This is a genomic window from Pseudomonas sp. GW821-FHT10C09, from assembly GCF_059415465.1.
The window spans coordinates 69,536-93,643 of the sequence record NZ_JBWKNG010000002.1; the positions used below are offsets into that span (position 1 = coordinate 69,536).

Annotated in this window: 28 protein-coding genes; 11 read left to right on the plus strand and 17 right to left on the minus strand. The window is 57.9% G+C overall.

Annotated elements, in window-relative coordinates; translation table 11 throughout:
- Positions 1-73: 73 nt before the first annotated feature.
- The 3 genes from AC07N8_RS01740 to AC07N8_RS01750 form a co-directional block, all read right to left on the minus strand.
- Positions 74-829, minus strand: coding sequence for a DeoR family transcriptional regulator (locus tag AC07N8_RS01740; RefSeq protein ID WP_007943555.1), 756 nt, complete (start codon positions 827-829; stop codon positions 74-76).
- Positions 830-923: 94 nt separating this feature from the next.
- A complete protein-coding gene (gene glpK / locus AC07N8_RS01745; RefSeq protein ID WP_483841881.1) occupies positions 924-2,429 on the minus strand; it encodes a glycerol kinase GlpK in 1,506 nt (501 codons plus the stop codon).
- 74 nt (positions 2,430-2,503) lie between these two features.
- Positions 2,504-3,355 carry an MIP/aquaporin family protein gene (locus tag AC07N8_RS01750; RefSeq protein ID WP_483841880.1) on the minus strand — a complete coding sequence of 284 codons (852 nt, stop codon included), beginning with the start codon at positions 3,353-3,355 and terminating at the stop codon, positions 2,504-2,506.
- A 371-nt stretch (positions 3,356-3,726) separates the two neighbouring features.
- On the opposite strand from AC07N8_RS01750, the gene ybaK reads away from it, so the two are divergent.
- A complete protein-coding gene (gene ybaK / locus AC07N8_RS01755; protein WP_123434948.1) occupies positions 3,727-4,197 on the plus strand; it encodes a Cys-tRNA(Pro) deacylase in 471 nt (156 codons plus the stop codon).
- A gap of 15 nt (positions 4,198-4,212) precedes the next feature.
- The gene (locus AC07N8_RS01760) at positions 4,213-4,995 is read left to right on the plus strand and encodes a PhzF family phenazine biosynthesis protein (protein WP_483841879.1); all 783 of its coding nucleotides are present in this window, start codon (positions 4,213-4,215) and stop codon (positions 4,993-4,995) included.
- A 55-nt stretch (positions 4,996-5,050) separates the two neighbouring features.
- Here AC07N8_RS01760 and AC07N8_RS01765 read toward each other — a convergent pair whose 3' ends face one another.
- Both AC07N8_RS01765 and argF read right to left on the minus strand, forming a co-directional pair.
- A complete protein-coding gene (locus AC07N8_RS01765) occupies positions 5,051-6,160 on the minus strand; it encodes an ABC transporter ATP-binding protein (RefSeq protein WP_483841878.1) in 1,110 nt (369 codons plus the stop codon).
- Positions 6,157-7,077: an ornithine carbamoyltransferase gene (gene argF / locus AC07N8_RS01770; RefSeq protein ID WP_483841877.1), complete on the minus strand. Its 921-nt coding sequence runs from the start codon at positions 7,075-7,077 to the stop codon at positions 6,157-6,159. Before argF ends, AC07N8_RS01765 begins: the two co-directional genes overlap by 4 nt.
- Positions 7,078-7,538: 461 nt before the next feature.
- Here argF and AC07N8_RS01775 point away from each other — a divergent pair, with 461 nt between their 5' ends.
- The 5 genes from AC07N8_RS01775 (at position 7,539) to grxD (ending at position 11,113) form a co-directional block, all read left to right on the plus strand.
- The gene (locus AC07N8_RS01775; RefSeq protein WP_140668357.1) at positions 7,539-7,745 is read left to right on the plus strand and encodes a hypothetical protein; all 207 of its coding nucleotides are present in this window, start codon (positions 7,539-7,541) and stop codon (positions 7,743-7,745) included.
- On the plus strand, positions 7,735-8,061 hold the full coding sequence (locus AC07N8_RS01780) for a hypothetical protein (RefSeq protein WP_483841876.1): 327 nt from the start codon (positions 7,735-7,737) through the stop codon (positions 8,059-8,061). The genes AC07N8_RS01775 and AC07N8_RS01780 overlap by 11 nt, the downstream gene beginning before the upstream one ends.
- An 82-nt stretch (positions 8,062-8,143) precedes the next feature.
- Positions 8,144-8,434: a PlzR type 4 pili assembly inhibitor gene (gene plzR / locus AC07N8_RS01785; RefSeq protein WP_483841875.1), complete on the plus strand. Its 291-nt coding sequence runs from the start codon at positions 8,144-8,146 to the stop codon at positions 8,432-8,434.
- A gap of 134 nt (positions 8,435-8,568) precedes the next feature.
- Positions 8,569-10,674 carry a molybdopterin oxidoreductase family protein gene (locus AC07N8_RS01790; protein WP_493142342.1) on the plus strand — a complete coding sequence of 702 codons (2,106 nt, stop codon included), beginning with the start codon at positions 8,569-8,571 and terminating at the stop codon, positions 10,672-10,674.
- Positions 10,675-10,771: 97 nt separating this feature from the next.
- Positions 10,772-11,113, plus strand: coding sequence for a Grx4 family monothiol glutaredoxin (gene grxD, locus AC07N8_RS01795; protein ID WP_007943565.1), 342 nt, complete (start codon positions 10,772-10,774; stop codon positions 11,111-11,113).
- Positions 11,114-11,198: 85 nt separating this feature from the next.
- Here the strand turns inward: grxD and bfr are convergent, their stop codons facing one another.
- Together bfr and AC07N8_RS01805 are read right to left on the minus strand one after the other, a co-directional pair.
- Positions 11,199-11,675, minus strand: coding sequence for a bacterioferritin (gene bfr, locus AC07N8_RS01800; RefSeq protein WP_046026484.1), 477 nt, complete (start codon positions 11,673-11,675; stop codon positions 11,199-11,201).
- Between the two features lie 198 nt (positions 11,676-11,873).
- Entirely contained in the window at positions 11,874-12,092 is a 219-nt protein-coding gene (locus AC07N8_RS01805; RefSeq protein WP_007943567.1) for a bacterioferritin-associated ferredoxin, read from the minus strand.
- A 314-nt stretch (positions 12,093-12,406) separates the two neighbouring features.
- Between AC07N8_RS01805 and AC07N8_RS01810 the strand changes: the two genes are divergently transcribed.
- On the plus strand, positions 12,407-13,009 hold the full coding sequence (locus tag AC07N8_RS01810) for a peroxiredoxin (RefSeq protein ID WP_483841873.1): 603 nt from the start codon (positions 12,407-12,409) through the stop codon (positions 13,007-13,009).
- 74 nt (positions 13,010-13,083) lie between these two features.
- Here AC07N8_RS01810 and rnt read toward each other — a convergent pair whose 3' ends face one another.
- Positions 13,084-13,761, minus strand: coding sequence for a ribonuclease T (rnt, locus tag AC07N8_RS01815; RefSeq protein ID WP_027922845.1), 678 nt, complete (start codon positions 13,759-13,761; stop codon positions 13,084-13,086).
- The gene (gene pyrC / locus AC07N8_RS01820) at positions 13,758-14,804 is read right to left on the minus strand and encodes a dihydroorotase (protein ID WP_493142343.1); all 1,047 of its coding nucleotides are present in this window, start codon (positions 14,802-14,804) and stop codon (positions 13,758-13,760) included. Before pyrC ends, rnt begins: the two co-directional genes overlap by 4 nt.
- A 159-nt stretch (positions 14,805-14,963) precedes the next feature.
- On the opposite strand from pyrC, the gene AC07N8_RS01825 reads away from it, so the two are divergent.
- Both AC07N8_RS01825 and AC07N8_RS01830 read left to right on the plus strand, forming a co-directional pair.
- The gene (locus tag AC07N8_RS01825; protein ID WP_493142345.1) at positions 14,964-15,872 is read left to right on the plus strand and encodes a flagellar protein MotY; all 909 of its coding nucleotides are present in this window, start codon (positions 14,964-14,966) and stop codon (positions 15,870-15,872) included.
- A 129-nt stretch (positions 15,873-16,001) separates the two neighbouring features.
- Positions 16,002-17,219, plus strand: a complete 1,218-nt coding sequence (locus AC07N8_RS01830; protein ID WP_027922848.1) for an argininosuccinate synthase — start codon at positions 16,002-16,004, stop codon at positions 17,217-17,219.
- A gap of 154 nt (positions 17,220-17,373) precedes the next feature.
- Here the strand turns inward: AC07N8_RS01830 and AC07N8_RS01835 are convergent, their stop codons facing one another.
- Complete coding sequence (locus tag AC07N8_RS01835) at positions 17,374-17,979, minus strand: hypothetical protein (RefSeq protein ID WP_483841870.1); 606 nt, start codon at positions 17,977-17,979, stop codon at positions 17,374-17,376.
- Between the two features lie 592 nt (positions 17,980-18,571).
- On the opposite strand from AC07N8_RS01835, the gene AC07N8_RS01840 reads away from it, so the two are divergent.
- Positions 18,572-19,198 (plus strand): response regulator, encoded by a 627-nt coding sequence (locus AC07N8_RS01840; protein ID WP_483841869.1) that lies wholly within the window; start codon positions 18,572-18,574, stop codon positions 19,196-19,198.
- Positions 19,199-19,280: 82 nt separating this feature from the next.
- Here AC07N8_RS01840 and AC07N8_RS01845 read toward each other — a convergent pair whose 3' ends face one another.
- The 7 genes from AC07N8_RS01845 to AC07N8_RS01875 form a co-directional block, all read right to left on the minus strand.
- Positions 19,281-19,460 carry a PA3496 family putative envelope integrity protein gene (locus tag AC07N8_RS01845; RefSeq protein ID WP_007898493.1) on the minus strand — a complete coding sequence of 60 codons (180 nt, stop codon included), beginning with the start codon at positions 19,458-19,460 and terminating at the stop codon, positions 19,281-19,283.
- 106 nt (positions 19,461-19,566) lie between these two features.
- Positions 19,567-20,205, minus strand: a complete 639-nt coding sequence (nth, locus tag AC07N8_RS01850) for an endonuclease III (RefSeq protein ID WP_007943576.1) — start codon at positions 20,203-20,205, stop codon at positions 19,567-19,569.
- Between the two features lie 30 nt (positions 20,206-20,235).
- Positions 20,236-20,745 carry an Rnf-Nqr domain containing protein gene (locus AC07N8_RS01855; RefSeq protein ID WP_493142348.1) on the minus strand — a complete coding sequence of 170 codons (510 nt, stop codon included), beginning with the start codon at positions 20,743-20,745 and terminating at the stop codon, positions 20,236-20,238.
- Entirely contained in the window at positions 20,738-21,349 is a 612-nt protein-coding gene (locus AC07N8_RS01860) for an RnfABCDGE type electron transport complex subunit G (RefSeq protein ID WP_493142350.1), read from the minus strand. Before AC07N8_RS01860 ends, AC07N8_RS01855 begins: the two co-directional genes overlap by 8 nt.
- Positions 21,346-22,335: an RnfABCDGE type electron transport complex subunit D gene (locus AC07N8_RS01865; protein ID WP_483841865.1), complete on the minus strand. Its 990-nt coding sequence runs from the start codon at positions 22,333-22,335 to the stop codon at positions 21,346-21,348. Before AC07N8_RS01865 ends, AC07N8_RS01860 begins: the two co-directional genes overlap by 4 nt.
- On the minus strand, positions 22,322-23,536 hold the full coding sequence (gene rsxB / locus AC07N8_RS01870; RefSeq protein ID WP_493142352.1) for an electron transport complex subunit RsxB: 1,215 nt from the start codon (positions 23,534-23,536) through the stop codon (positions 22,322-22,324). The genes AC07N8_RS01865 and rsxB overlap by 14 nt, the downstream gene beginning before the upstream one ends.
- A complete protein-coding gene (locus AC07N8_RS01875; RefSeq protein ID WP_493142354.1) occupies positions 23,533-24,102 on the minus strand; it encodes an electron transport complex protein RnfA in 570 nt (189 codons plus the stop codon). The genes rsxB and AC07N8_RS01875 overlap by 4 nt, the downstream gene beginning before the upstream one ends.
- Positions 24,103-24,108: the final 6 nt, after the last annotated feature.

The following is a 24,108-nucleotide window of genomic DNA, read 5'->3' on the forward strand; positions in this document are numbered from 1 at the left end:
TGTCTGGTTTGGGGCGGCTTCGCCACCCAGCGGGAGCGAGCTCCCTCGCCACAGGGGAGCTGCTTCTGAAGGACTAAACGACTTCGAGTCGAATCTTGTGCTGACTCAACAACTGCGCCAACGCCGGCACCGGCGGCTGGTCGGTGACCAGGCAATCGATCAGGCTGATCGGCCCCAAACGAATCATGGCGTTGCGCCCGAATTTGCTGGAGTCCGCCGCTAGAATCACCTGCCGCGCATTGGCGATGATCGCCTGCGACACCCGCACTTCCTGATAGTCGAAGTCCAGCAGGCTGCCGTCTTCGTCGATGCCGCTGATGCCCACCAGCGCAAAGTCGACTTTGAACTGGTTGATAAAGTCGACACTCGCCTGACCGACCACACCGCCATCGCGCCGCACGTTGCCACCGGTCAGCAGAACGTCGAAGTCGTCCTTGGCGCTGAGCATCGAGGCCACGTGCAGGTTATTGGTGATGATTTTCAGGTGATTGTGGTTGAGCAGCGCCCGGGCAATCGATTCGGTGGTGGTACCGATATTGATGAACAGCGAGGCGTGATCGGGAATCTGGGCTGCAATGGCTTCACCGATACGCTGTTTCTCATCGCGCATCTGGTCGGCGCGCATGGCGTAGGCGGTGTTTTCGACACTGGAATCGTAGGCCGCGCCGCCATGGTAGCGACGCAACAGATTGGCTTCCGCGAGCTGATTGATATCGCGGCGGATGGTTTGCGGTGTGACGACGAACAGCGTGGCCATTTCCTCGATACTGACGTAACCGCGTTCGCGAACCAGCTCGAGGATTTGCTGCTGACGGGGAGGCAGATTCATGGGGCTTCCTTTGGGCTGCCGTGCAAAATTTGCCCATGATGCCGCAGGAATCCGCTCCCGACCAGTTACAACCTATTGCGAACCTGTTGTTGGCTTATTCAGCGCCTTCATGCGGTTCCCAATCGCGGGTGCGGCTGACGGCTTTTTTCCAGCCGGCGTAGAGTTTTTCCTTCGCGGCTTCGTCCAGGGTCGGTTCGAACTCGCGCTCGATCACGGCCTTGCCGCGCAGTTCTTCCAGGCTACCCCAGAAGCCACACGCCAGGCCGGCCAAGTAAGCGGCGCCGAGTGCGGTGGTTTCACGCATTTGCGGACGTTCGACCTGAGTGCCGAGGATGTCGGCCTGGAATTGCATCAGGAAGTTGTTCGCTACCGCGCCGCCATCCACGCGCAGGGCTTTGAGGCGTTCGCCGGAATCCTGCTGCATGGCGTCGAGCACGTCGCGGGTCTGGTAGGCAATCGATTCCAGGGCGGCACGAATGATGTGGTCCACGCGCACGCCGCGGGTCAGGCCGAACAGGGCGCCACGGGCATACGGGTCCCAATATGGAGCGCCCAGACCGGTGAAGGCCGGCACGAGGTACACGCCGTTGCTGTCCTTGACCTTGTTGGCGAAGTATTCGGTGTCATGGGCGTCGTTGATGATTTTCAGTTCATCACGCAGCCACTGAACCGTGGAACCGCCGTTGAATACCGCGCCTTCCAGCGCATACGCCACTTCGCCGCGTGGGCCGCAAGCGATGGTGGTCAGCATGCCGTGCTTGGATTTCACCGCTTTGTCGCCGGTGTTCATCAGCAAGAAGCAGCCGGTGCCGTAGGTGTTTTTTGCCTGGCCGGGCTCGACGCACATCTGGCCGAACAGCGCGGCTTGCTGGTCACCGGCAATACCGCCGATGGCGATGCCGCTTTTGGTGTGGCCGTAGATTTCCGAAGACGACTTGACGGTTGGCAGCATTTCGCGCGGGATATCCAGCACCTCCAGCATCTTCGCGTCCCACTCCAGGGTGTGGATGTTGAAGAGCATGGTGCGCGAGGCGTTGGTGTAGTCGGTGACGTGGACTTTGCCGCCGGTAAATTTCCAGATCAGCCAGCTGTCGACGGTGCCGAACAGCAGCTCGCCGTTGCGCGCACGCTCGCGGCTGCCTTCGACGTTGTCGAGGATCCACTTGAGCTTGGTGCCGGAGAAGTACGGGTCGGTGACCAGGCCCGTGGTGTCGCTGATGTATTGCTCGTGACCGTCGCGCTTGAGTTGCTGGCAGATCTCGGTGCTGCGCCGGCACTGCCAGACGATCGCGTTGTAAATCGGGCGGCCGGTGGTCTTGTCCCAGACCACGGTGGTTTCGCGCTGGTTGGTGATGCCGATGGCCGCGACCTGGTCGTGATGCAGGCCGGCTTGTGCCAGGGCCTCGACCATCACGGCGCTTTGGGTGGCGAAGATTTCCATCGGGTCATGTTCGACCCAACCGGCTTGCGGGTAATGCTGGGCGAATTCGCGCTGGGCGGTGCAGACCACGTTCGCATCGCGGTCGAAAATGATCGCGCGCGAGCTGGTCGTACCCTGATCGAGGGCAATGATGTAGTTCTTATTCTGAGTGTCGGTCATGTCGATTGCCTTGGACGAAATTAGGGAGTGAGGTCAGGCGCGCGCCACAGGGGCAGGGTCACGCGCCTACGGTATCAAGAAGTTCTTGGTTTGCCGTCAATGGCCGGTGTTGCTTCCTTTGTAGCAGGTGTGGCGCTGGGCAGATGACGGGCAATCAGCCCGCGATAGGCGGCAGCACCGAGGCAGGCACCGACAATCGGTGCAAAAACAGGAATCAGGAAATACGGGATATCACGCCCGCCGGTGAAGGAAATTTCACCCCAGCCCGCGAAGAAAGTCATCAGCTTCGGTCCGAAATCACGCGCCGGGTTCATCGCGAAACCAGTCAGCGGGCCCATCGAGCTGCCGATCACCGCAATCAGCAGGCCGATCAGCAGCGGCGCCATTGGCCCGTTGGGCAGACCGTTGTTGTCATCGGTCAGGGACATGATCACGCCCATCAGGATCGCGGTGATGATCACTTCCACCAGGAATGCCTGGGCCGTGGTCAGGGCCGGATTGGGGAAGGTCGAGAACACCGACGCCAATTCCAGGCTGGCTTGAGTGCCGCGGACCATGTGGTGGGTTTGTTCGAAATCGAAGAAGAGATTGCTGTACAGCGTGTAGACCAACAGTGCGCCGCAGAAGGCGCCCGCCACTTGGGCGAGGATGTAAAACGGCAATTTACGCTTTTCGAAGTCAGCGAAAATGCTCAGGGCAATGCTCACGGCAGGATTGAGGTGCGCCCCGGAAATCCCGGCAGTCAGGTAGATCGCCATGCTGACGCCGACGCCCCAGATGATGCTGATTTCCCACAAGCCAAAGCTGGCACCCGCGACCTTGAGCGCGGCAACACAACCGGTCCCGAAAAAGATAAGCAGGGCAGTGCCCAGGAACTCGGCCATGCATTGGCTCGAGAGCGACGGTTGTTGTAAAGCAGTTGTCATTGAAAACCTCAATTGTTTTTGTTGTCTGGCGCTTTTTTCATCATGGTCGAAGCGCGATTTTCACCAAGGCAGGATCCCCATCCTGGTCTTGGTTTACTGCCGGGTGCTGCTGTAGGACTTTCGTGCTGTATTCAGATTCGAAAAAATATAGACAAGAAACACTGCTGTCAAAGGTCGAAAGTGAACTGTCGGTCACAATCAAACTATTAGTCAGGTGAATGATCGTATTGTTCACGCAGTGGTTTCTGCACGGACGAACGGTAAAAGTCGGCGCGAGCCCTTTAAAACAGGGCCGCAATAGAGCCTTTTGCGAGGCAATGTCCTAGAATTCAGCGCAAGATTCTTCTTCTGCCGCTCAGTCTGGAACTGTCATGACCCCCGCATTGGATTTGTTGAAAAAAGTTCGAGCCGAACATCGCGTGCACAGTTACGAACATGACCCCAAGGCCGCGTCCTATGGATTGGAGGCAGCGGAAAAGCTCGGGCTCGACCCGGCGCAGGTGTTCAAGACCTTGCTGGCGGCCAGTGAAAAAGGTGAATTGCTGGTAGCGGTGGTACCGGTCGTCGGGAGTCTGGACTTGAAGCATCTGGCGCATGCGGCGGGAGTGAAAAAAGTCGAAATGGCCGATCCGGCGGCTGCGCAGCGAGCGACGGGGTATCTGTTGGGCGGAATCAGTCCGTTGGGGCAGAAGAAGCGTTTGCGTACCTTCATCGATAATTCGGCTCAGCCTTTCGCCAGCATTTTTGTCAGTGCCGGTCGACGTGGTCTGGAAGTGGAGTTGGCGCCGGCGGTACTGGCTGAGCACACTCAAGCGAAATTCGCCGATATCGGCCGCGCTTGAATCAGGGAGATGGTCATGCAGCTTGAATTTCACCAGGTCGACGCGTTCAGTGATCGGCCGTTCAGTGGCAACCCGGCGATGGTCTATCGGCTCGATGCCTGGCTCGCCGATGAGTTGATGCAGAAAATCGCCGCCGAACACAATCTCGCCGAAACCGCCTTTGTCGTGCGCGAAGGGCAGGGGTGGCACATTCGCTGGTTTACCCCGACCACCGAGGTGCCGTTGTGCGGCCACGCGACGCTGGCCAGCGCTTATGTGTTGTTTGAAGTCTATAAAGAACCCGCCGAACGCCTGGACTTCATTTGCAAGTCCGGCCCGTTGAGTGTGAGCCGCGAAGGTGAGCGTTTGTGGCTGGACTTCCCGGCGATCACGCCCTCAGAAGTGGGTGTCACCCTGGATGTCGAGCGCGCCCTGGGCGTCGAAGTGGTCGATGTGCTGGGTTCAAACGAGTTGTTTGTGGTGCTGGAGTCGGAACAGGCTGTGCTTGATTGCCAGCCAGACATGGCCGCATTGGCGAAGCTGCCGTGGCCCGGGGCGATCGTGACCGCCAAAGGCAACAAGCATGATTTTGTCTCCCGCTATTTCGCGCCAGCGATTGGTATCAACGAAGACCCGGTGACTGGCTCGACCCATTGCAGCCTGATTCCGTATTGGTCGAAACGGCTGGGTAAAACGAGCCTGACCGCGTATCAGTGTTCGAAACGCGGAGGGGAGTTGTTCTGTCGGTTGGAAGGTGATCGGGTGAAGATTGGCGGGAATGCGACGCTCGTTGCGAGCGGCACGCTGAAATTGGCCTGACGCAAAACAACTGTGGGAGCAAGCCCCCTCGCCACAGGGGCTCGCTCCCACATTGTCAGTTGGCGTTGCTGTAGCGGCGCACGCCCGATTCGACGACCGGGATCTGCGCGGCAATGCTGCCAGACGCCTGAAACAGCACCAGGTGATCAGCCGCCACACGAATACCAACGTCAGCACCGACCTGATGATCCGCATGGCTCGGGAAAATCGATTCCAGTTGTGCCCCGGTTGGCATCTGCAACCGATACAACGTCGACGCGCCCTGGAACGACTTGCCGACAATTCGCGCCTTCAACGAGCTGTCCGGCGCATAGACGATATCGTCCGGGCGCAACAACACGTCCACCGCACCACCCATCGGCCAGGTGTAAGCCCGATTGCCGCGCAATTCACCCAGCTCGGTCTGCACCGATTCCGGGCTGCTCAACTGACCACGGATGAAGTAACCCTGGCCAATGAAGCTGGCGACGAACGGTGTCTGCGGTTCGTGATACAGGTTGTAAGGCGTGTCCCACTGTTCCAGCCGACCTTCCTTGAACACGCCAACATGATCGCTGACGGCAAACGCTTCTTCCTGGTCGTGGGTCACCAGAATCGCGCTGGTGCCACGGGCCTTGAGAATGTCACGCACTTCATGGCTGAGCTTGCGTCGCAGTTCGCCATCAAGGTTGGAAAACGGTTCGTCGAGCAGCAGCAGTTGTGGTTCCGGTGCCAATGCCCGGGCCAGTGCAACACGCTGCTGCTGGCCGCCGGACAGTTCATGCGGGAAGCGCTTGCCGAGGTTCTTCAGGTTTACGAGTTCCAGCAGCTCCTCGATGACGCGATCCTTTTGCGGATGCTTGCGGATCCCGAAGGCGATGTTCTCGGCCACGCTCAAATGCGGAAACAGCGCGTAATCCTGGAACACCATACCGATCCGGCGTTTCTCCGGGGCGAGGGTGAAACCGGCGCGGGAAATGGTCTCGCCGGCCAAGGTGATTTCACCTTCGTGCACCGGTTCGAAACCGGCAATCGCCCGCAACGTGGTGGTTTTGCCGCAGCCCGAAGAGCCAAGCAGGCAACCGATGTCACCGGCATTCAAATGCAGGTTGAGGTTCTGCACGACCCGCTGGTCTTGATAGCCGCAGGCGAGGTTGCGCAGATTAAGCAGTAATGGCTGGCTCATGCGTGGTGATACGCCGGCTCGACGAGAAATTCGAGCAGGGCCTTTTGTGCATGAAGACGGTTTTCGGCTTGATCCCAGGCGACCGAGCGTTTGTCGTCGAGCAGGTCGACGCTGATTTCTTCGCCGCGGTGGGCCGGCAGGCAGTGCATGAACAGCACGTCGTCCGCAGCCAGGTCGAGCAGAGCACGATTGACCTGGTAGGGCGCGAACAGCTTCAGGCGCTTGGCGGTTTCTTCTTCCTGGCCCATGGAGGTCCAGACGTCGGTGCTCACCAGATGGGCGCCGCGTACGGCTTCCTTTGGATCGCGGACAATGGTCACGCGATTGCCGGCCTTGGTCACGAAATCAGGGTTGGGTTCGTAACCTTCAGGACAGGCAATGCGCAGCTGGAAGTCGAACTGGATCGCCGCTTCTATATAGCTGTTGCACATGTTGTTGCCGTCGCCGATCCAGGCCACGGTCTTGCCCTGGATCGAACCGCGATGTTCGAGGAAGGTTTGCATGTCGGCCAGCAACTGGCACGGGTGCAGGTCGTCGGACAGGCCGTTGATCACCGGCACACGGGAGTTGGCGGCGAATTCGGTCAGGGTGCTGTGGGCAAAGGTTCGGATCATCACGGCGTCGAGCATGCTCGACATGACGATCGCGCAGTCGCCGATCGGCTCGCCACGGCCCAGTTGCGTGTCGCGCGGCGAAAGGAAGATCGCCTGGCCGCCGAGCTGGATCATGCCGGCTTCGAACGAGATCCGGGTACGGGTCGAGGACTTCTCGAAAATCATCCCCAGGACGCGGTTTTTCAAAGGCTCGAACAGTACGCCGCGGTTACGCAGGTCCTTGAGCTCAACGCCTCGACGGATCACGCTGACCAGCTCTTCGGGCGTGCAATCCATCAGGGAGAGAAAGTGCCTTGCGCTCATCATTGACTACCTTTTTGCTACAAACCGCAGATGCTCAAAGCCTTGTTTAACGGAACAACGGGCGAGACCTGCGGCGTAAGCCGCACGGGGCGACGAAATAGGGGAAGGCGCGATCTTATAATTAAATGTCGCGTCTTACCAATAGGGGGCTCATTTTTACCACTTCGACAGGTTGCAGCGCTGCAACCGTTCTATGCAAACGATGAATTTTTGATCCTCGTCGCTCAGCATTTGTACACGGTGCCCAAGTGGGTATGCAACCACCCCTTTGATCAGGCTCGCGCATTGAACGCGCGCGTCTGCCCTGGGGTTGTGCGCCGAAGATGGCTTGTTTTCTCAGGGGCTGCGTTGTCTGTTGTTACGGTTTAGCGTGCGGGAATCAGACGGTACTCAGGTAATCTGCGCCTCGTTGCGTAATGTCGACTGAATCAAGTCAAACACTCCCAAGGAGGGACCCCCGTATGTCGATCAATAAAACCGGATACGCAGGCCTGACACGGCTTCGTCGGGTCTCTCCGGCGTTTGATATGGCAGTGCTGTCCACGGTCATGGGCTTCGCGATTATCGCCAGCACGATTTATCCCGGTGTTCCGAGCGCCGTGGTGGGGGCTATCGTCGGTGCTTTTATTGGTGTGAAGAATTTCAAGGACGACACGAGTGCAGATTGATTCGACCCAGTGTTTGGTAGTGGGTGGATTGATCGCAACGGGCATTTATCTGGGGGCTTCACTGCTCTACCGATCAACGCCTGACCTTAAGCATGGCGCTGCGTTGGTAGTTGCGTGGTTTACCGTGGTAAGCGTTGTCGATATTGCGTTGCAGGTCTATCAAGCGGAACCTCATCAACTGGGCATCCTGGCAAACCAGAAAGCAATCATCCTGATCGGCTCTGGAATCATGCTTTGGTTGGCCGTCGGAGGTATCTGGACGGCATTGATTTCACCTCTCAAGAAGAAAGCGTTGAAGGCTTCTGCGTCCCGGTAAAGTCCGGGTCAGGCCTGAAACATTTGCTAATGCAAAGTGCTGGGTTATAACTACCTGACGAGTGACGCAGGAAGCCTTCGAAATGGAATCGAAAGAACAGCTGTTAATGGATTTACTCGGCCTCACGGCCCGCTCGCTGACCCACCTCACCGCCTCAATGACCTCGATGTGCTTCGAGCTGATGCGCAGTGAGGACGAAGTGACCAAAGCCGCCGGTCGACGGATGATTGATCGCATGGCAACCATCAGCACCGGGCTCGACGAGCATTGGCGACTGATCGGCGAGCTCACCGGGGTGCATGTTCCCCAGGAGCAGGTCGAAACCCTTCAGGAAGTCCAGTTGCAGGCGCCACCCCGGTTGCCGCCGAACTGAGTGCACACGGCCATCGGCTGGCCTGATGGGCGCTGATTCACGAGACGAACGTCGCTGGCGCAGGAGCCTGTCTGGCGCCATAGTTTTGATCCCGCGGCCGATATTGCCCGCCCAGAACAAGACAGAGACTGGCCATGACCAAGACTCTCCATCACCGTGCGTGCCACTTGTGTGAAGCCATTTGCGGCCTGACTATCGAAACCACCGAAGCCGACGGCGCGGTGCAGATCACCTCGATCAAGGGCGACCCGCTGGATACGTTCAGCCGTGGACACATCTGCCCCAAGGCGGTGGCCCTGCAAGATATTCAGAACGATCCCGATCGTCTGCGGCAGCCGATGCTGCGAGTGGGCAGCGAATGGCAGCCTATTGCGTGGGAAGACGCCTTCAGCCTGGTAGCCGAACGCCTCGCGGCGATTCAGGAACGTCACGGGCAGAACGCGGTGGCGGTGTATCAAGGCAACCCCAGCGTGCATAACTACGGGTTGATGACCCACAGTAATTATTTCCTTGGCTTGCTGAAAACCCGTAACCGTTTTTCCGCGACGTCGGTCGATCAGTTGCCGCATCACCTGACCAGTCATTTGATGTACGGCCACGGCTTGCTGTTGCCGATTCCGGACATCGATCACACCGATTTCATGCTGATCCTGGGCGGTAACCCGCTGGCTTCAAACGGCAGCATCATGACCGTGCCGGATGTGGAAAAACGCCTGAAGGCGATTCAGTCCCGGGGCGGCAAAGTAGTGGTGGTCGATCCGCGTCGCAGCGAAACCGCCGCAATCGCCGATCAGCACCTGTTCGTGCGTCCCGGTGGCGATGCGGCGTTGTTGTTCGGGCTGCTCAATACCTTGTTCACTGAAAACCTGACGCGTGAGAGTCATTTACCGGTCGACGGTCTGGATGACGTGCGCCAGGCCATCGCCACGTTCACCGCCGAAGCCATGAGCCCGTTGTGCGCAGTGCCGGCCGAACAGATTCGCCAACTGGCGCGGGATTTTGCGGCGGCGCCGACAGCCGTGTGTTACGGCCGCATGGGCGTCTCGACCCAGGCGTTCGGTACGCTGTGCCATTGGCTGGTGCAATTGATCAATCTGGTCACCGGCAACCTCGATCGCGTCGGCGGTGCGTTGTGCACCGAGCCGGCAGTGGACCTGGTGGCGTCGACCTCGGGCGGGCATTTCAATCGGTGGCAAAGCCGTGTGTCCGCACGTCCGGAATACGCCGGCGAGTTGCCGGTATCGGCGCTGGCTGAAGAAATGCTCACCGAAGGGGAAGGGCAGGTCCGCGCGCTGATCACCGTCGCTGGCAATCCGGTGCTGTCGACACCCAATGGCCGGCAACTGGAACAGGCGCTGGATGGCCTGGAGTTCATGGTCAGCGTCGACCTGTACATCAACGAAACCACGCGCTATGCCGACCTGATCCTGCCGTCGACCTCGGCGCTGGAAAACGATCACTACGACACGACGTTCAACATGTTCGCCGTGCGCAACGTCACGCGTTTCAACCGGGCGATTCTGGCCAAGCCTGAAGGCGCACTGCATGACTGGGAGATCTTCGTCGGCCTGGCCAAGGCGTTTGCGGCGAAGACCGGGAAGGAACTGAAACCGACAATTGCGCCCGCGCAAATGATCGACCTTGGCTTGCGGATGGGGCTGTATGGCGATGCGTCGGAACACAAGCTGTCTCTCGCCACGCTGTTTGATCATCCGCATGGCGTCGATCTGGGCGCGTTGAAATCCAACCTCACGCCACGCCTGAAAACCGCCAATCAGCGCGTGCAGGCAGCGCCGCCGGAGATCCTTGCTGACCTTGCGCGTTTCGCTGCACTACAAGCACCGGCCGCTGATCAATTGCTGATGATTGGTCGCCGTCACGTGCGCAGCAATAACTCGTGGATGCACAACTATCACCGACTGGTGAAGGGCAAACCGCGCCATCAGCTGCTGATGCATCCGGACGACTTGTCCAGTCGCGGGCTCAGCGACGGGCAGCGTGTGCGGGTGAGTTCGCGGGTCGGGATGATTGAAGTGGAAGTGGTTGCCAGCCTGGACATGATGAAGGGCGTGGTCAGCCTGCCGCACGGTTGGGGGCATGCGCGGCCGGGTGTGCAGATGACAATTGCCAGTGGCCAGCCGGGATCCAGCGCCAATGACCTGACCGATGAATGTCAGCTCGACGAGCTGTCAGGGAATGCGGCGTTGAACGGCGTGCCGGTCACCGTGGCGGCGGCGTGATCGTGTCTGTCGGGGAGACCGAGCGTGGCGCTCGGGTTTCCGTTACAATGCGCCACCGTGCCGACCTCTGAGTCGGAAAGTTCAGCCGAGGTGCTTCATGGATATCATCGAAACGATTAAAGAGCAGATTGCTAACAACACCATTCTGCTTTACATGAAAGGTTCGCCGAATGCCCCGCAGTGTGGCTTCTCCGCGAAAGCCGCGCAGGCCGTGATGGCATGTGGCGAAAAGTTTGCGTACGTGGACATCCTGCAGAACCCGGAAATCCGCGCCAACCTGCCAAAATACGCCAACTGGCCAACCTTCCCGCAACTGTGGGTCGGTGGTGAGCTGGTCGGCGGTAGCGACATCATGACTGAAATGGCTGCTGACGGTTCGTTGCAGACCACGATCAAAGCCGCTGTTGAAGCGGCAGCTGCCAACAAGACCGAAGCTTGATTCGATCTTTGTAGGCAATAAAAAAGCCCCGCCTCTTTAAAAGAGTGTGGGGCTTTTTAATGCCTCGAGTTTAGCGGGCGCTAACTTACTCGTCTTCGCCCATCTGCGATTGCAGATAGTTCTCAAGACCGACTTTATCGATCAGGCCCAGTTGGGTTTCCAGCCAGTCGATATGTTCTTCCTCGGACTCGAGAATGTCTTCGAGCAGTTCGCGGCTACCGAAGTCGCCGACCGTTTCGCAATGAGCGATGGCGACTTTCAGATCGGCATGGCCGATGCGTTCGATACGCAGGTCGCACTCAAGCATTTCCTTGGTGTGCTCGCCGATGTGCAACTTGCCCAGGTCCTGGACGTTCGGCAGGCCTTCAAGGAAAAGGATGCGCTTGATCAGCTTGTCCGCGTGCTTCATCTCGTCGATGGATTCGTGGTACTCGTGCTTGCCCAGCTTGTTCAGGCCCCAATCTTCATACATGCGGGCATGCAAAAAGTATTGATTGATCGCGACCAGCTCATTGGCAAGGATCTTGTTGAGATGCTGGATGACTGTAACGTCGCCTTTCATGATGGGGTCCTGCCCTGAGTAGCTGTCTATAGGGCAGAGTTTGAGCCGCGTATGTAATAGTGTCAAACCTAAGTTATTGAAAATTATATGAAAATTAATCGGAATAAGAATGTTTGTGTTCCGCGTCTAGAGCGTAAGCGGTTGATTTTCAGACATAAAAAAACCGGACATCAAGTCCGGTTCTTTGAATCAGGGTCTTTACGCGGCAGTAAATTCTACCGGGAAAGGAATGGCTGCCTGGGCCGATTGCAATTTGGTCAGGGTTTCGCGAACCACTTCCTTTGCAAGGCAGGCGCATTTGCCGCATTGGCTGGCAACGCCGGTGGCCTGACGGACTTCCTTATAGCTGCAGCAACCTTCATAGATTGCATCGCGGATTTGACCGTCGGTGACGCCAGTGCAGAGGCAGACATACATAAGAAAAAACCGTCGCTGGTTGTGACTCAATTGCGATGGATCTTAATGTTAACGAGAATGATTGTCAAAGTGGTTTCTGAAAGCTTTGCGTTATAAGCGGGCGTGACCGACGAACGGTTTTCCCCCAGGCAATCTGCCAGTAATGCTCCCGATCGCAATTTTCACCCTGCGTAAAAAAACCGTTGAGGACAGCCTAAAAACGCCGTGTATGATGGTCGGTCCTTTGAAGGGGGATCGTGTCACAGGGCTGTCGCCTGAGGGTGGCAGGCTGATGCGAATCCAGTTCTTCACGTTAATAGACCAGGAGATATCCAATGAGCGTACTCGTAGGCAAACAAGCCCCGGACTTCACCGTTCCAGCCGTCCTCGGCAATGGCGAAATCGTAGACAGCTTCACCCTGTCGTCGGCCATCAAAGGCAAATACGGCCTGGTGTTCTTCTACCCACTGGACTTCACCTTCGTTTGCCCGTCCGAGCTGATCGCTCTGGACAACCGCATGGCTGACTTCAAGTCCCGCAACGTTGAAGTGATTGCCGTGTCGATCGACTCGCACTTCACCCACAACGCCTGGCGCAACACCCCGGTGAACAATGGCGGTATCGGCCAGGTTCGCTACACCATGGCTGCCGACATCAAGCAGGAAATCATGAAGGCCTACGACGTTCAGTCCGCTGACGGCGTTGCTTTCCGTGGCGCATTCCTGATCGACGACAAAGGCGTTGTCCGCTCGCAGATCATCAACGACCTGCCGCTGGGCCGTAACATGGAAGAGCTGATCCGTCTGGTCGACGCTCTGCAATTCCACGAAGAGCACGGCGAAGTTTGCCCTGCCAACTGGAAAAAAGGCGACAAAGGCATGAACGCTTCGCCAGAAGGCGTTGCTGCTTACCTGACCGAGCACGCTGCGGCGCTGTAAGCCCAAGCGTCAGGCATAAAAAAACCGGCCTCAGTGGCCGGTTTTTTTATGCGCGGGGATTAATCAGCGACAGATCAGTCGTTGAAATCTTCCCAGCCGCCCATTTGTTTCCAGCGATTGACGATGCCGCAGAACAGCTCCGCGGTCTTCTCGGTGTCATAACGAGCCGAGTGGGCCTCGCGACCGTCGAAGTCGATATCCGCCGCCTGACAGGCCTTGGCCAGTACAGTCTGACCGTAAGCCAGGCCGGCAAGGGTCGCGGTGTCGAAGCTGGAGAACGGATGAAACGGGTTACGTTTCATGTCCAGGCGTGCGACCGCAGCGTTGAGGAAGCCCAGGTCGAAGCTGCTGTTGTGGCCGACCAGAATCGCCCGTTTGCAGCCGTTGGCTTTCAGAGCCTTGCGGATGCCGCGGAAAATATCGGTCAGCGCCGCTTCTTCACTCACTGCCATGCGCAGCGGGTGATCGAGTTTGATCCCGGTGAACTCCAGCGCCGCTGCTTCGATGTTCGCGCCTTCAAAAGGCTCTACACGGAAGAAGTAGGTGTGATCGGGGTACACAAACCCTTTCTCGTCCATGGCGATGGTGGTTGCAGCAATTTCCAGCAGGGCGTCGGTGGCCGAGTTGAAACCACCGGTTTCTACGTCGACGACGACCGGCAGGTAGCCACGAAACCTGGCAGCCATTGGATGACGAGGACCGCCTCCACCGCCTTGACCGTCCTGTTCGTCGTCGAAATGGTCTTCACTCACGCGTGTTCCTCCAGCAGGCGCCAGCGCAGTTTTTCACCGGCGCGCAGCGGGATAACGGTCAACTCGCCAAATGGCAGGCTGGTTGGGGCGGTCCACTCATCGCGGACCAGGGTAATGCGGTCGGTGTTCGCTGGCAGGCCATAGAAGCGTGGGCCGTTGAGGCTGGCGAAGGCTTCGAGCTTGTCCAGCGCGTTGCGTTGTTCGAACGCTTCGGCGTACATCTCGATGGCCGCATACGCGGTGTAGCAACCGGCGCAGCCACACGCGGCTTCTTTGGCGTGCTGGGCGTGGGGGGCCGAGTCGGTGCCCAGGAAGAATTTTTCGCTGCCGCTGGTGGCGGCGTCGAGCAGGGCTTCCTGGTGCGTATTGCGCTTGAGAATCGGCAGGCAATAGAAGTGCGGCCGAATCCCGCCCACCAGCATGTGGTTGCGGTTGTACAGCAGGTGATGCGCGGTGATGGTGGCGCCGACGTTGGCCGAAGCCTCGTTGACGAACTGCACGGCATCGGCGGTGGTGATGTGTTCAAACACCACTTTGAGCGTCGGGAAACGCTCGACCACACGGCGCATGTGCTCATCGATGAAAAATTTTTCGCGGTCGAACACGTCGACATCGCCACGAGTGACTTCACCGTGAATCAGCAGAGGCATCCCGACGTCGGCCATGGCCTCTAGCGCAGGGAAGATCTTGTCGATGCTGGTTACGCCAGAATCCGAGTTGGTGGTCGCGCCGGCAGGGTACAGCTTGGCGGCGTACACGAAACCGCTGGCCTTGGCCTCGCGAATTTCTTCGGGCTGGGTGCGGTCGGTCAGGTAAAGCACCATCAACGGTTCGAAGCGACTGCCGGCCGGGCGTGCAGCGAGGATTCGCTGGCGATAGCCGTCGGCTTCAGCGGCGTTACGCACCGGAGGTACCAGGTTGGGCATGATGATGGCGCGACCAAAGGTGCGCGCAACATCCGCAACGGTATTGGTCAACACGGCACCATCGCGAAGATGAATGTGCCAGTCGTCGGGACGCAGCAGGGTCAGGCGGTCGGGCATGAGGGGATTCCAGGCGGGTCAAACTCAAGGGAATGCTACCGGAAAAGACTCTTGCAGGCACTCGCTATCAAGTTTTGCAGGAACCTACCGATATGAATCAGGTATGCCGGAAACATGCGTGTGTCGGTCTTTTTGTTGTAGAAGCCAGTGGAGCCTCCCGTGCGCCAGCGTTATTTAGCCTTGCTCAGTGTGTTTGCCAGCCTTCCTGCGATGGCGCTCACTTTCCAGACGCGTCTGGAGAGCATCGAGTGGACGGTCGAAGGTGACAAGTTCGAATGCCGCCTGACTCAGCCGATCACCGATTTCGGCTCGGGTGAATTCGTGCGCCGTGCCGGTGAGCAGGCGATATTTCGCCTGAATACCTACAACGCGATGATCGGTGGCGGTTCGGCAACCTTGCTGGCAGCCGCCGCGCCGTGGCAACCGGGGCGTGGCGACATCAATCTGGGCTCGGTACGCCTGGGCAGCGGTAATGTGCTGTTCAACAGCTCGCAAGCGCAGGCCGGGCGCCTGATCAGTGGCTTGATCGATGGCCGCAGTCCGGTGATCCGGCATGCCTCCGGTGATGGCCGGGTGTCGGAAGTGCGACTGTTGCCGGTCAAGTTCAGCAAGGCATTCAACGATTACCAAAGCTGCGTGGCGAAACTGCTGCCGAAGAATTTCGAACAGGTCAAACAGTCCGAGATCACCTTCACGGGTGCTGAAGGCATCGATCTTGATGCGCACGCCAAGGCGCAGTTGCAAGTGATGCTGGAGTTCATGAAGGCCGATCCGTCGGTCAATCACATCGAGCTCGACGGGCACTCCGACAACAGCGGCAATCGCCTGGCCAACCGTGAACTGTCGCGCCGCCGCGCATTGGCGGTGATGGATTACTTCAAGGCCAACGGCATTCAGGAATCGCAGATCACCATGCGCTTCCACGGTGAGCGTTACCCTGTGGCGCCCAACACCAACGCCGTCAACCGTGCGAAGAATCGCCGGGTTGCCGTGCGTCTGGAACGCGTTGCGCCGACCGAGAAAGTCGCGCCTCAAGTCGCTTCTGGTAATGCAGCAGCCACTTCCTGACTTGCCGGTCATCGTCGCGCTCTCGACAGATTCTGTCGCTTCGTCGTCATAAGCTGTCGCGCCACTGTAAATTATTTCGTATGACCGGTAGACTTCACGGCTTTCCGTAGAACCCCGTGGAGTGATGGCATGGCGGACGTAAACAAGGTCGTTCTGGCGTATTCCGGCGGCCTGGACACTTCGGTGATCCTCAAGTGGCTGCAGGATACTTATAACTGTGAAGTGGTGACCTTCACCGCTGACCTGGGTCAGGGCGAAGAGGTCGAACCTGCGCGCGCCAAGGCACAGGCCATGGGCGTCAAAGAGATCTACATCGACGACTTGCGCGAAGAATTCGTGCGTGATTTCGTTTTCCCGATGTTCCGCGCCAACACCGTTTACGAAGGCGAGTACCTGCTGGGTACTTCCATCGCTCGTCCGTTGATCGCCAAACGCCTGATCGAAATCGCCAACGAAACCGGCGCTGACGCCATTTCCCACGGCGCCACCGGCAAGGGCAACGACCAGGTTCGTTTCGAACTGGGCGCGTACGCCTTGAAGCCAGGTGTGAAAGTGATTGCTCCGTGGCGCGAGTGGGACCTGCTGTCCCGTGAAAAGCTGATGGATTACGCTGAAAAGCACAACATCCCGATCGAGCGTCACGGCAAGAAAAAATCCCCGTACTCGATGGATGCCAACCTGCTGCACATCTCCTATGAAGGCGGCGTGCTGGAAGACACCTGGACCGAGCACGAAGAAGACATGTGGAAATGGACCGTCTCCCCGGAGAACGCTCCAGACAAGCCGCAATACCTGGAACTGACCTACCGTAACGGCGACATCGTTGCACTGGACGGCGTCGAAATGACCCCGGCCACCGTGCTGGCGACCCTGAACCGTATCGGTGGTGAACACGGTATCGGCCGTCTCGACATCGTCGAAAACCGTTACGTGGGCATGAAGTCCCGTGGCTGCTACGAAACTCCTGGCGGCACCATCATGCTGCGCGCTCACCGTGCGATCGAATCGATCACCCTGGACCGCGAAGTGGCTCACCTCAAAGACGAGTTGATGCCCAAGTACGCAAGCCTGATCTACACCGGTTACTGGTGGAGCCCTGAGCGTCTGATGCTGCAACAGATGATCGATGCGTCCCAGGCCCACGTGAACGGCGTTGTTCGCCTGAAGCTGTACAAGGGCAACGTGATCGTGACCGGTCGCAAGTCTGACGAATCGTTGTTCGATGCCAACATCGCGACTTTCGAAGAAGACGGCGGCGCTTACAACCAGGCCGATGCGGCTGGCTTCATCAAGCTCAACGCCTTGCGTATGCGCATTGCCGCGAACAAAGGCCGCAAGCTGTTCTGAGCCTTTTGAGCGGGTAATAGAAGTGTGGCCTTGTCGGTGACAAGGCCACACCTCGAAAGGGGGATGTTCTGCCTGGCATTCATTGAGCATTCAGTTTTTTCTTGATGCCCGTTACACCTTCCTGCTGTTTTTCTCTCCTTGTGCTCTTCAAGAGCTATCTGCCGGTCTCTGCCGGATAAAACGTTTGCCCAATGATTGTCAGCGCTTGAGAGCTGGAATTAAAAGCAACGCAGAAGATGGAGCCGCTGCGCTTCTTTGTCAGTTTCGAATGCTTGAGCACGCTTTCTTTCAGCGATGTCTCCGAGTCTGCGCACGTGAGAAATACGATCACTTGCGCGAGGTTTTTCTGTGGAAGCTGAATGCTCTCCAGCAGCGAGCTGAACGCCAATGGCTGACCCGTCAAGCGTGCATCGACGATGTGCAGATCCTTCAGCCTTTCAGGCAGGCAAACGTAATGCCGGGCCGGAAGATTAGGTGGGGAGGGAGTATTGTCCTTGCGACCAGCGCTTTTCATGACTGTCAAAAAATCCTCGCCCTTTTCAAAATCAGAAGGCGCGTAAAGCGATCGATAGTTGAAGTTAAGGGTCGCGAAGAACAGGAAAAGCAAATAAAACGGAAAGCTGATCAGAAACCAGATATAGAGCGCTCGTTCTTCATCGTCGAGAAAGGGCAGTGACACGGCCGCCGATGCTTCAGACAGTGTTGCGAATATTGCAATGATAGTCATGGGGTTCGTAATTTTGCTTTTTAGTTTTATCATATTCTTTGCTCATTATGGTTTTAACTTTTGCTCGATGGGTTGAAGAGTTGTTTGTTGGGTGGTTGGTTATATCGTATGAAGGCTGTTAGTGATTTAACTTGGTGAGTCTCCACTTTGGGATTGTGTTTTTTTGGGGGGGATAGAGTAGCGTTATTGTTTGTATGTGAGTTGGGCGGGGCGTGTTTTACTGGAGAATATTGTGCGGTTGTCTGGTTTTTAAGTGTGTCCTTAAATAAGCGGTTAGCTGTTTCTGAAGGTGACGTTTTTTTGTGTAAGGCTTTTTATCGGTGGGGCGTGTCTTGCTTGTTTTAAGCGTAGCTCAGTCCAGGTTTGTTGTCGGAGGCGCGTGCGTGATGGATTGCGATTTTTTTTTGCCGTAATTCGATACAGAAAAATTTCCGGAAGGCCGACTGCGCGAAGTTTAATACCACGCAGGATGCAATTTGTTTTAAGAAATTTGTAGGACTAATCTTTTAAATTTGTAAGAAATGTCTCTGGCTGTGGGTGGCCGAGGGGGGCGGCATGCCATGGATGAAGCGACTAGGCTATTGTGCGGTCTCTAAAAATTCGAACAGCGAAATTGGACTTGCCCATGAATAAAGTGCTGATCGTGGATGATCACCCCGTCATTCGTCTTGCGGTACGTATGCTAATGGAGCGCCATGGCTACGAAGTCATTGCAGAAACAGATAACGGCGTGGACGCATTACAACTTGCCCGCGAACTTATGCCGGACATTGTAATTCTGGATATTGGAATACCCAAGCTGGATGGGCTGGAGGTCATTGCTCGACTGACATCGACGACGATGCCACTTAAAGTGCTGATATTGACTTCACAGGCGCCGGGGCATTTTTCCATGCGTTGCATGCAGTCGGGGGCTGCCGGCTATGTGTGTAAACAGCAGGACCTGACTGAATTGCTCAGTGCGATAAAAGCCGTGCTGTCAGGCTACAGTTACTTCCCGAATCAAGCGTTGCATACCGTGCGGTCAAGTCTTGGTAATGCCAGTGAAGCCGACATGGTGGATCGATTGTCCGGGCGCGAAATGATGGTTTTACAACAGTTGGCCCGAGGAAAGACCAATAAGGAGATTGCCGATGGAATGTTTCTCAGCAATAAAACCGTCAGTACCTACAAAACCCGCTTGTTGTTGAAGCTCAATGCGCGCTCCCTGGTCGATCTGATCGAACTGGCTCAACGCAATGGCCTGGTATAAGTACCACCCACGTCTGATGAAGCCATTTTCATCAGCGATTGGGGCTTAGTAAAAAGCCTCCGTTTCGGGAGGCTTTTAGGTGTTACAGGTCAAAATCATAATCGGCCAATTGCTTTTGCAGTCGGCGCTCCTCCAGCAAATTGTCGATGGTGCGACGTTTGCTCAGGTTGGTCTTTGCCACTTCTACCACCGGTTCCGCGTCATCGGCCTCAACGGGTGTGAAGTCGTCTTCTACGTCCAATTGCTCTTTGCCAGTGCTCATAGGTCAACTCCAGGCTAAGACTGCCTTTGGCGCCCCTTATATCGACAATCGCCCGGCGGGTAAAAAAGATTTTTTCAATCGATACATCAATAATTTTAATAGTGCCTCAATCGTCCGAAGTCTTTTGCTTGTATTCGCACAAGTCCTCGATCCGGCAGCTGCCGCAGCGGGGCTTGCGGGCCAGGCAAACGTAGCGCCCGTGAAGGATCAGCCAGTGATGGGAGTCGAGCAGGTATTGCTTGGGTACAAACTTCATCAGTTTCTGCTCAACCTCGACGACATTCTTGCCGGGAGCAATGCCAGTGCGGTTGCTGACCCGGAAGATATGGGTGTCCACGGCCATGGTCAGTTGGCGAAAGGCGGTATTGAGCACCACGTTCGCCGTCTTGCGGCCGACGCCAGGGAGCGCTTCCAGTTCCTCGCGGGTTTGCGGGACTTCGCCGCCATGGCGCTCCACCAGCAAGCGACAGGTTTCGATCACGTTTTTCGCTTTGCTGTTGAACAGGCCGATCGTCTTGATGTATTCCGACAGCCCTTCGACGCCCAGCGCGTGGATCGCCGCCGGAGTGTTGGCCACGGGATAGAGTTTGGCGGTGGCCTTGTTGACGCCGACATCGGTCGATTGAGCGGAAAGAATGACGGCAATCAGCAATTCGAAGGGTGACGAATAGGCCAGTTCAGTCTTGGGTTCCGGGTTGTCTTCGTGAAACCGGCGGAAAATTTCCAAACGTTTTGCGGCATTCATGGACGATGCGTTTCCCTAAAAAGCAGTCAATCAATGTGAGGGCGTCGAGCGAGCCCAAGCCTGGCGTGCGGCGATCAACACTCCCAGGAGGATGAACCCGCCGGGGACGAGCGTGGCGAGGTGCAGGCCACCGTTGCCAAGGAGTTGGCGCAGCAGGCCCAGGCCCAACATCAATGCGCCAAACACGGCGCACAGACGCAAGCGATCAAAGCGTGGGCTCTGGAAGAAACCGTTGTATTCCAGCACAACGCATTGCAGTGCGATCAATCCTGCGTAAAGCGCCACAGGCTGTTGCCATTGAAGTGACAAGACTTGTGCGGCCAATTGCGCGCAGCTGGTGAGCGTGGCGGCCAGCAGGACGCTGGCAAGCAAGCGGGCGGACGGAACCAATCGAGATCGCAACGCCCACATGCCAACGCCATAAGCACTGATGATCACGATGAACATCAGCCACAGCCCCAGCGCTGCCGCCCAGGAAGTCGTGGCACCGATCAGGGGCGCCAGCATCAATGACTTTTGCAGGGTCGACGACTTAGTCATGGGTGCTATTCCCGATCAAGGGTTGCCGGTGTTCATCGAAGTAGCGCAAGGCGTCATGAATGGCGCTGATCACCGCCCTTGACGTGATGGTCGCCCCTGCCACCTGATCAAATTGTCCCTGATCCTTTTTCAAGGCCCAGCCCGTGTCGCCGGGGTCGTTGCGGGACTTGCCGGTAAACGTTTGAAGCCATGCGTTCGGCCAGTCGGCGATCTTGCCACCCAGCCCCGGGGTCTCAGATTGCTTGAGGGTTTTGACCCCCAGCAACTTGCCGTTGGCATCAATGGCAATCATCAACTCGATTTTGCCTTCATAGCCCAGTGTCTGGCTGCGCAGCAACACAGCGCTCGGCTGGCCGGCCTTGGTCGCCAGGTAGCCGCCCAGCAGTGTGCTATTGGACAATTGGATGCTGGCGAGGTTGAGCGGCTGCTCCAGCGGCTGATTGTCGTAGCTTTGCGTCGGTAGCAGGTCCAGCAGGTTGCGACTGTCGATCAGCCGTTGTTCGGCGGCAATGCGCGGTGCGCTGGTGTAATGCGCGAGGTAAGTCGCGCCGATTCCCAATCCGGCCAACAGCACCGGAATCACCACACTGGACGCTCGGCTCATGGGGTCGCTGGCTCCTGCCTGGACGCTATAAAACGCTCCAGCGCCGGTACACAAAGGTTCATCAGCAATACCGCAAATGCCAATCCGTCCGGATAGCCGCCCCAGGTCCGTATCAGGTAAGTCAGCAAGCCCACACCGATACCAAAGAGCAATCGGGCACCTGCGCTTTTTGCCCCGGACACTGGCTCCGTGACAATGAAAAACGCCCCCAGCATGGTCGCGCCCGTGAGCAGATGAAACAGGGGTGAGCCATGGGAGTCGGAGCCCGAACCGTTCCAGCACAGCAGGCTGATGACAAACAGGCTGGCGAGCATGCCGACCGGCGCATGCCAACTGAACACCCGGCGTTGCAGGAGAAACGCGCCGCCGGCCAGAAAGGCCAGGTTGACCCATTCCACGCCGCGTCCGCCGAAATGGCCGAATGCCGGGTTGCCGGCGAAGAGTTCGTCCATGGTGAGGCTTTTGTTGATGCGCAGGCTGTCAAGCGCGGTGGCCTGGGCCCAGGCGTCTGGTGAGGCGCTGAGGTTGAAGCCGAATATCTGTTGCAGGCCGCCGAGCAAATCCATGCCGTGGGAGGACGGCCAATGCGTCATTTGTTGGGGAAAGGTCACGACTACCAAGGCGAAACCGAGCATCGCCGGGTTGAACGGATTCTTGCCCACGCCGCCATACAACTGTTTACCCAGTATCGCGAACGCCGCTGCACAGACCGTCAACCACCACGGGCAGTATGGCGGCAATGCCAGCGTCAGCAGCGTCGCACTGACCAGCGCGCTGCCGTCGCTCAACGTTGGTTTCAGCGGGCGCTGGCGCAGCCGCAACACGGCGCCTTCAACCGCCAGCACGGTGGCGGCCGCCAGCATCAGGTTGATCAAGACGCCCCAGCCATACAGCCAAAACAACGTCAGCATCCCCGGCACGGTGGCCAGCAGCACCAGCTTCATGGCCTGCTGGAGGCGTTCGTCCACCGATTCAAGGGGCGACATAGGCATCCACCTGGTGCTGGGCTTCCAGCAGCCGCGCGCGGGCCTTGTCGATCAATTCGCTCGGGGTGTCCGCACCTCGTTCGAGTTTGCTGACGTCGGCACGGGCGTAGGCCAATTCAGTTTTCAACTGTCGAAGCTGGCTGTCGATGGGACGCTTTTCGACGCGTGTCAGGTCCGGCAGCGGTTGTTCACTCGCCGCTTCAGCGACGTGCAAGGCCTGTTCGGCCTCGCTGAGTGCGCGTTCCAGGGCTTCGAGCTGTTCGGCCGGTGCTTCGTTGACCTGGGCTTTCTTGAGTTCGGCGCGGCGCATGGCCAACTGGATCTTCGCCCGCTTCAACTCGGCGTCCTTCGCCGGGGCAGCCGGCGGCGGGGGTGGCGCTGAAGCGCTTTCCAGTTGCGCCAAAGCCTGTTCGGCGGCCTCGAACTGTTGTTGCAGCACGATCAGTTGCGACTGCTGCTCGAAGGTCGGTGGATGACCAAAGGCCTTGAGCGACTTGTTCAATTGCGCCCGACTCATCGCCACATCGATCTTGGCCTTTTTCAGCGCCGCATCAGCGTTCGCCGCTTTTTGTGCGCGCACGCGTTCAAGCGCCGCTTGCACCGGGTCCGCCGTCGTCACTTCACTGTGTGCAACGGCGCGTTGGGCGCGGGCCTGACGTTCTGCGATTTTCTGTTGTTCCTCGCGCAGCAAGCGGGCGTTGCGTTGTTCAAAGCGGCGCCGTGCGTGGTTGCGTTTGGCGGCGCGAGCCCGTTGCTCTTCCAGGCTTGTGGCCAGGCCCCCGACAATCGGCAGCACGGTGGCCAGCGGCAACGGGCGCATCTCGATGCAGTCCACCGGGCAGGGCGCCACGCAAAGGTCGCAACCGGTGCATTCATCGACGATCACCGTGTGCATCAACTTGGCCGCGCCAACGATGGCGTCGACCGGGCAAGCCTGGATGCACTTGGTGCAACCGATGCATTCGGCTTCGCGAATATAGGCAATCTGCGCCGGGGCTGAACCGCGACTGGTGTCCAGTTCCAGCACCGGTACTTTCAGCAATTCGGCCAGGGCTGCAATGGTTTCGCTGCCACCGGGCGGGCACTTGTTGATTGGCTCGCCGCTGGCGATGCCTTCGGCGTAGGGCTTGCATCCGGGGTGGCCACACTTGCCGCATTGAGTCTGCGGCAGGAGGGCGTCGATGCGTTGAATCAGACTCATGTTTTGATCAGTCCGCTAAATCCGAGAAATGCCACTGCGATCAGTCCGGCGCCGATCAGCTCGATCGGCAGGCCACGAAAGGGCAGGGGAATATCGTTATCGAGTGTGCGCTGGCGCAAATCGCTGAACAGGCTCAGCACCAGCCAAAACCCCAGCCCGGCGCCAAGGCTCAGGAAGGCGGCGTGAAAGAATCCCTTGTCATCCTGAGCGTTGAGCAACGTCAACCCGAGCACACCAGCATTGCCCAAAAGAAGCGGCCAGAGCCCGTCGAACGTTAATTTTGGCAGCAGCCGAGACAGCGCTTTCAACAGCGGGCCGATCAACAAAACGCTTAAGGGCAAGAACACAAACAGGCGCAGCGACGTCAGCTCCAGCGGCACCAGCAACCAACGGTCGGCGGTATAGCCCAGCGTGCCAGCCAGCAGCATCAAACAGGTGGTCGCAATGCCCAGCGCATGGACTTGCCGATGCTCGTTACCCAGCAGCGGATCGGTGCCCAGCGGCCAGTGCAACACGACAGTGTTGATCAGGGCAGCGCTGATAAGCGTAAGCAGTATCTCGGTCATGATCGT

Coding starts and splice junctions, on each gene's coding strand:
- AC07N8_RS01740 (WP_007943555.1), bottom strand. CDS start 829: ATGAATCTGCCTCCCCGTCAGCAGCAAATCCTCGAGCTGGTTCGCGAA.
- glpK (WP_483841881.1), bottom strand. CDS start 2,429: ATGACCGACACTCAGAATAAGAACTACATCATTGCCCTCGATCAGGGT.
- AC07N8_RS01750 (WP_483841880.1), bottom strand. CDS start 3,355: ATGACAACTGCTTTACAACAACCGTCGCTCTCGAGCCAATGCATGGCC.
- ybaK (WP_123434948.1), top strand. CDS start 3,727: ATGACCCCCGCATTGGATTTGTTGAAAAAAGTTCGAGCCGAACATCGC.
- AC07N8_RS01760 (WP_483841879.1), top strand. CDS start 4,213: ATGCAGCTTGAATTTCACCAGGTCGACGCGTTCAGTGATCGGCCGTTC.
- AC07N8_RS01765 (WP_483841878.1), bottom strand. CDS start 6,160: ATGAGCCAGCCATTACTGCTTAATCTGCGCAACCTCGCCTGCGGCTAT.
- argF (WP_483841877.1), bottom strand. CDS start 7,077: ATGAGCGCAAGGCACTTTCTCTCCCTGATGGATTGCACGCCCGAAGAG.
- AC07N8_RS01775 (WP_140668357.1), top strand. CDS start 7,539: ATGTCGATCAATAAAACCGGATACGCAGGCCTGACACGGCTTCGTCGG.
- plzR (WP_483841875.1), top strand. CDS start 8,144: ATGGAATCGAAAGAACAGCTGTTAATGGATTTACTCGGCCTCACGGCC.
- AC07N8_RS01790 (WP_493142342.1), top strand. CDS start 8,569: ATGACCAAGACTCTCCATCACCGTGCGTGCCACTTGTGTGAAGCCATT.
- grxD (WP_007943565.1), top strand. CDS start 10,772: ATGGATATCATCGAAACGATTAAAGAGCAGATTGCTAACAACACCATT.
- bfr (WP_046026484.1), bottom strand. CDS start 11,675: ATGAAAGGCGACGTTACAGTCATCCAGCATCTCAACAAGATCCTTGCC.
- AC07N8_RS01805 (WP_007943567.1), bottom strand. CDS start 12,092: ATGTATGTCTGCCTCTGCACTGGCGTCACCGACGGTCAAATCCGCGAT.
- AC07N8_RS01810 (WP_483841873.1), top strand. CDS start 12,407: ATGAGCGTACTCGTAGGCAAACAAGCCCCGGACTTCACCGTTCCAGCC.
- pyrC (WP_493142343.1), bottom strand. CDS start 14,804: ATGCCCGACCGCCTGACCCTGCTGCGTCCCGACGACTGGCACATTCAT.
- AC07N8_RS01830 (WP_027922848.1), top strand. CDS start 16,002: ATGGCGGACGTAAACAAGGTCGTTCTGGCGTATTCCGGCGGCCTGGAC.
- AC07N8_RS01835 (WP_483841870.1), bottom strand. CDS start 17,979: ATGATAAAACTAAAAAGCAAAATTACGAACCCCATGACTATCATTGCA.
- AC07N8_RS01840 (WP_483841869.1), top strand. CDS start 18,572: ATGAATAAAGTGCTGATCGTGGATGATCACCCCGTCATTCGTCTTGCG.
- AC07N8_RS01845 (WP_007898493.1), bottom strand. CDS start 19,460: ATGAGCACTGGCAAAGAGCAATTGGACGTAGAAGACGACTTCACACCC.
- nth (WP_007943576.1), bottom strand. CDS start 20,205: ATGAATGCCGCAAAACGTTTGGAAATTTTCCGCCGGTTTCACGAAGAC.
- AC07N8_RS01855 (WP_493142348.1), bottom strand. CDS start 20,745: ATGACTAAGTCGTCGACCCTGCAAAAGTCATTGATGCTGGCGCCCCTG.
- AC07N8_RS01860 (WP_493142350.1), bottom strand. CDS start 21,349: ATGAGCCGAGCGTCCAGTGTGGTGATTCCGGTGCTGTTGGCCGGATTG.
- AC07N8_RS01865 (WP_483841865.1), bottom strand. CDS start 22,335: ATGTCGCCCCTTGAATCGGTGGACGAACGCCTCCAGCAGGCCATGAAG.
- rsxB (WP_493142352.1), bottom strand. CDS start 23,536: ATGAGTCTGATTCAACGCATCGACGCCCTCCTGCCGCAGACTCAATGC.
- AC07N8_RS01875 (WP_493142354.1), bottom strand. CDS start 24,102: ATGACCGAGATACTGCTTACGCTTATCAGCGCTGCCCTGATCAACACT.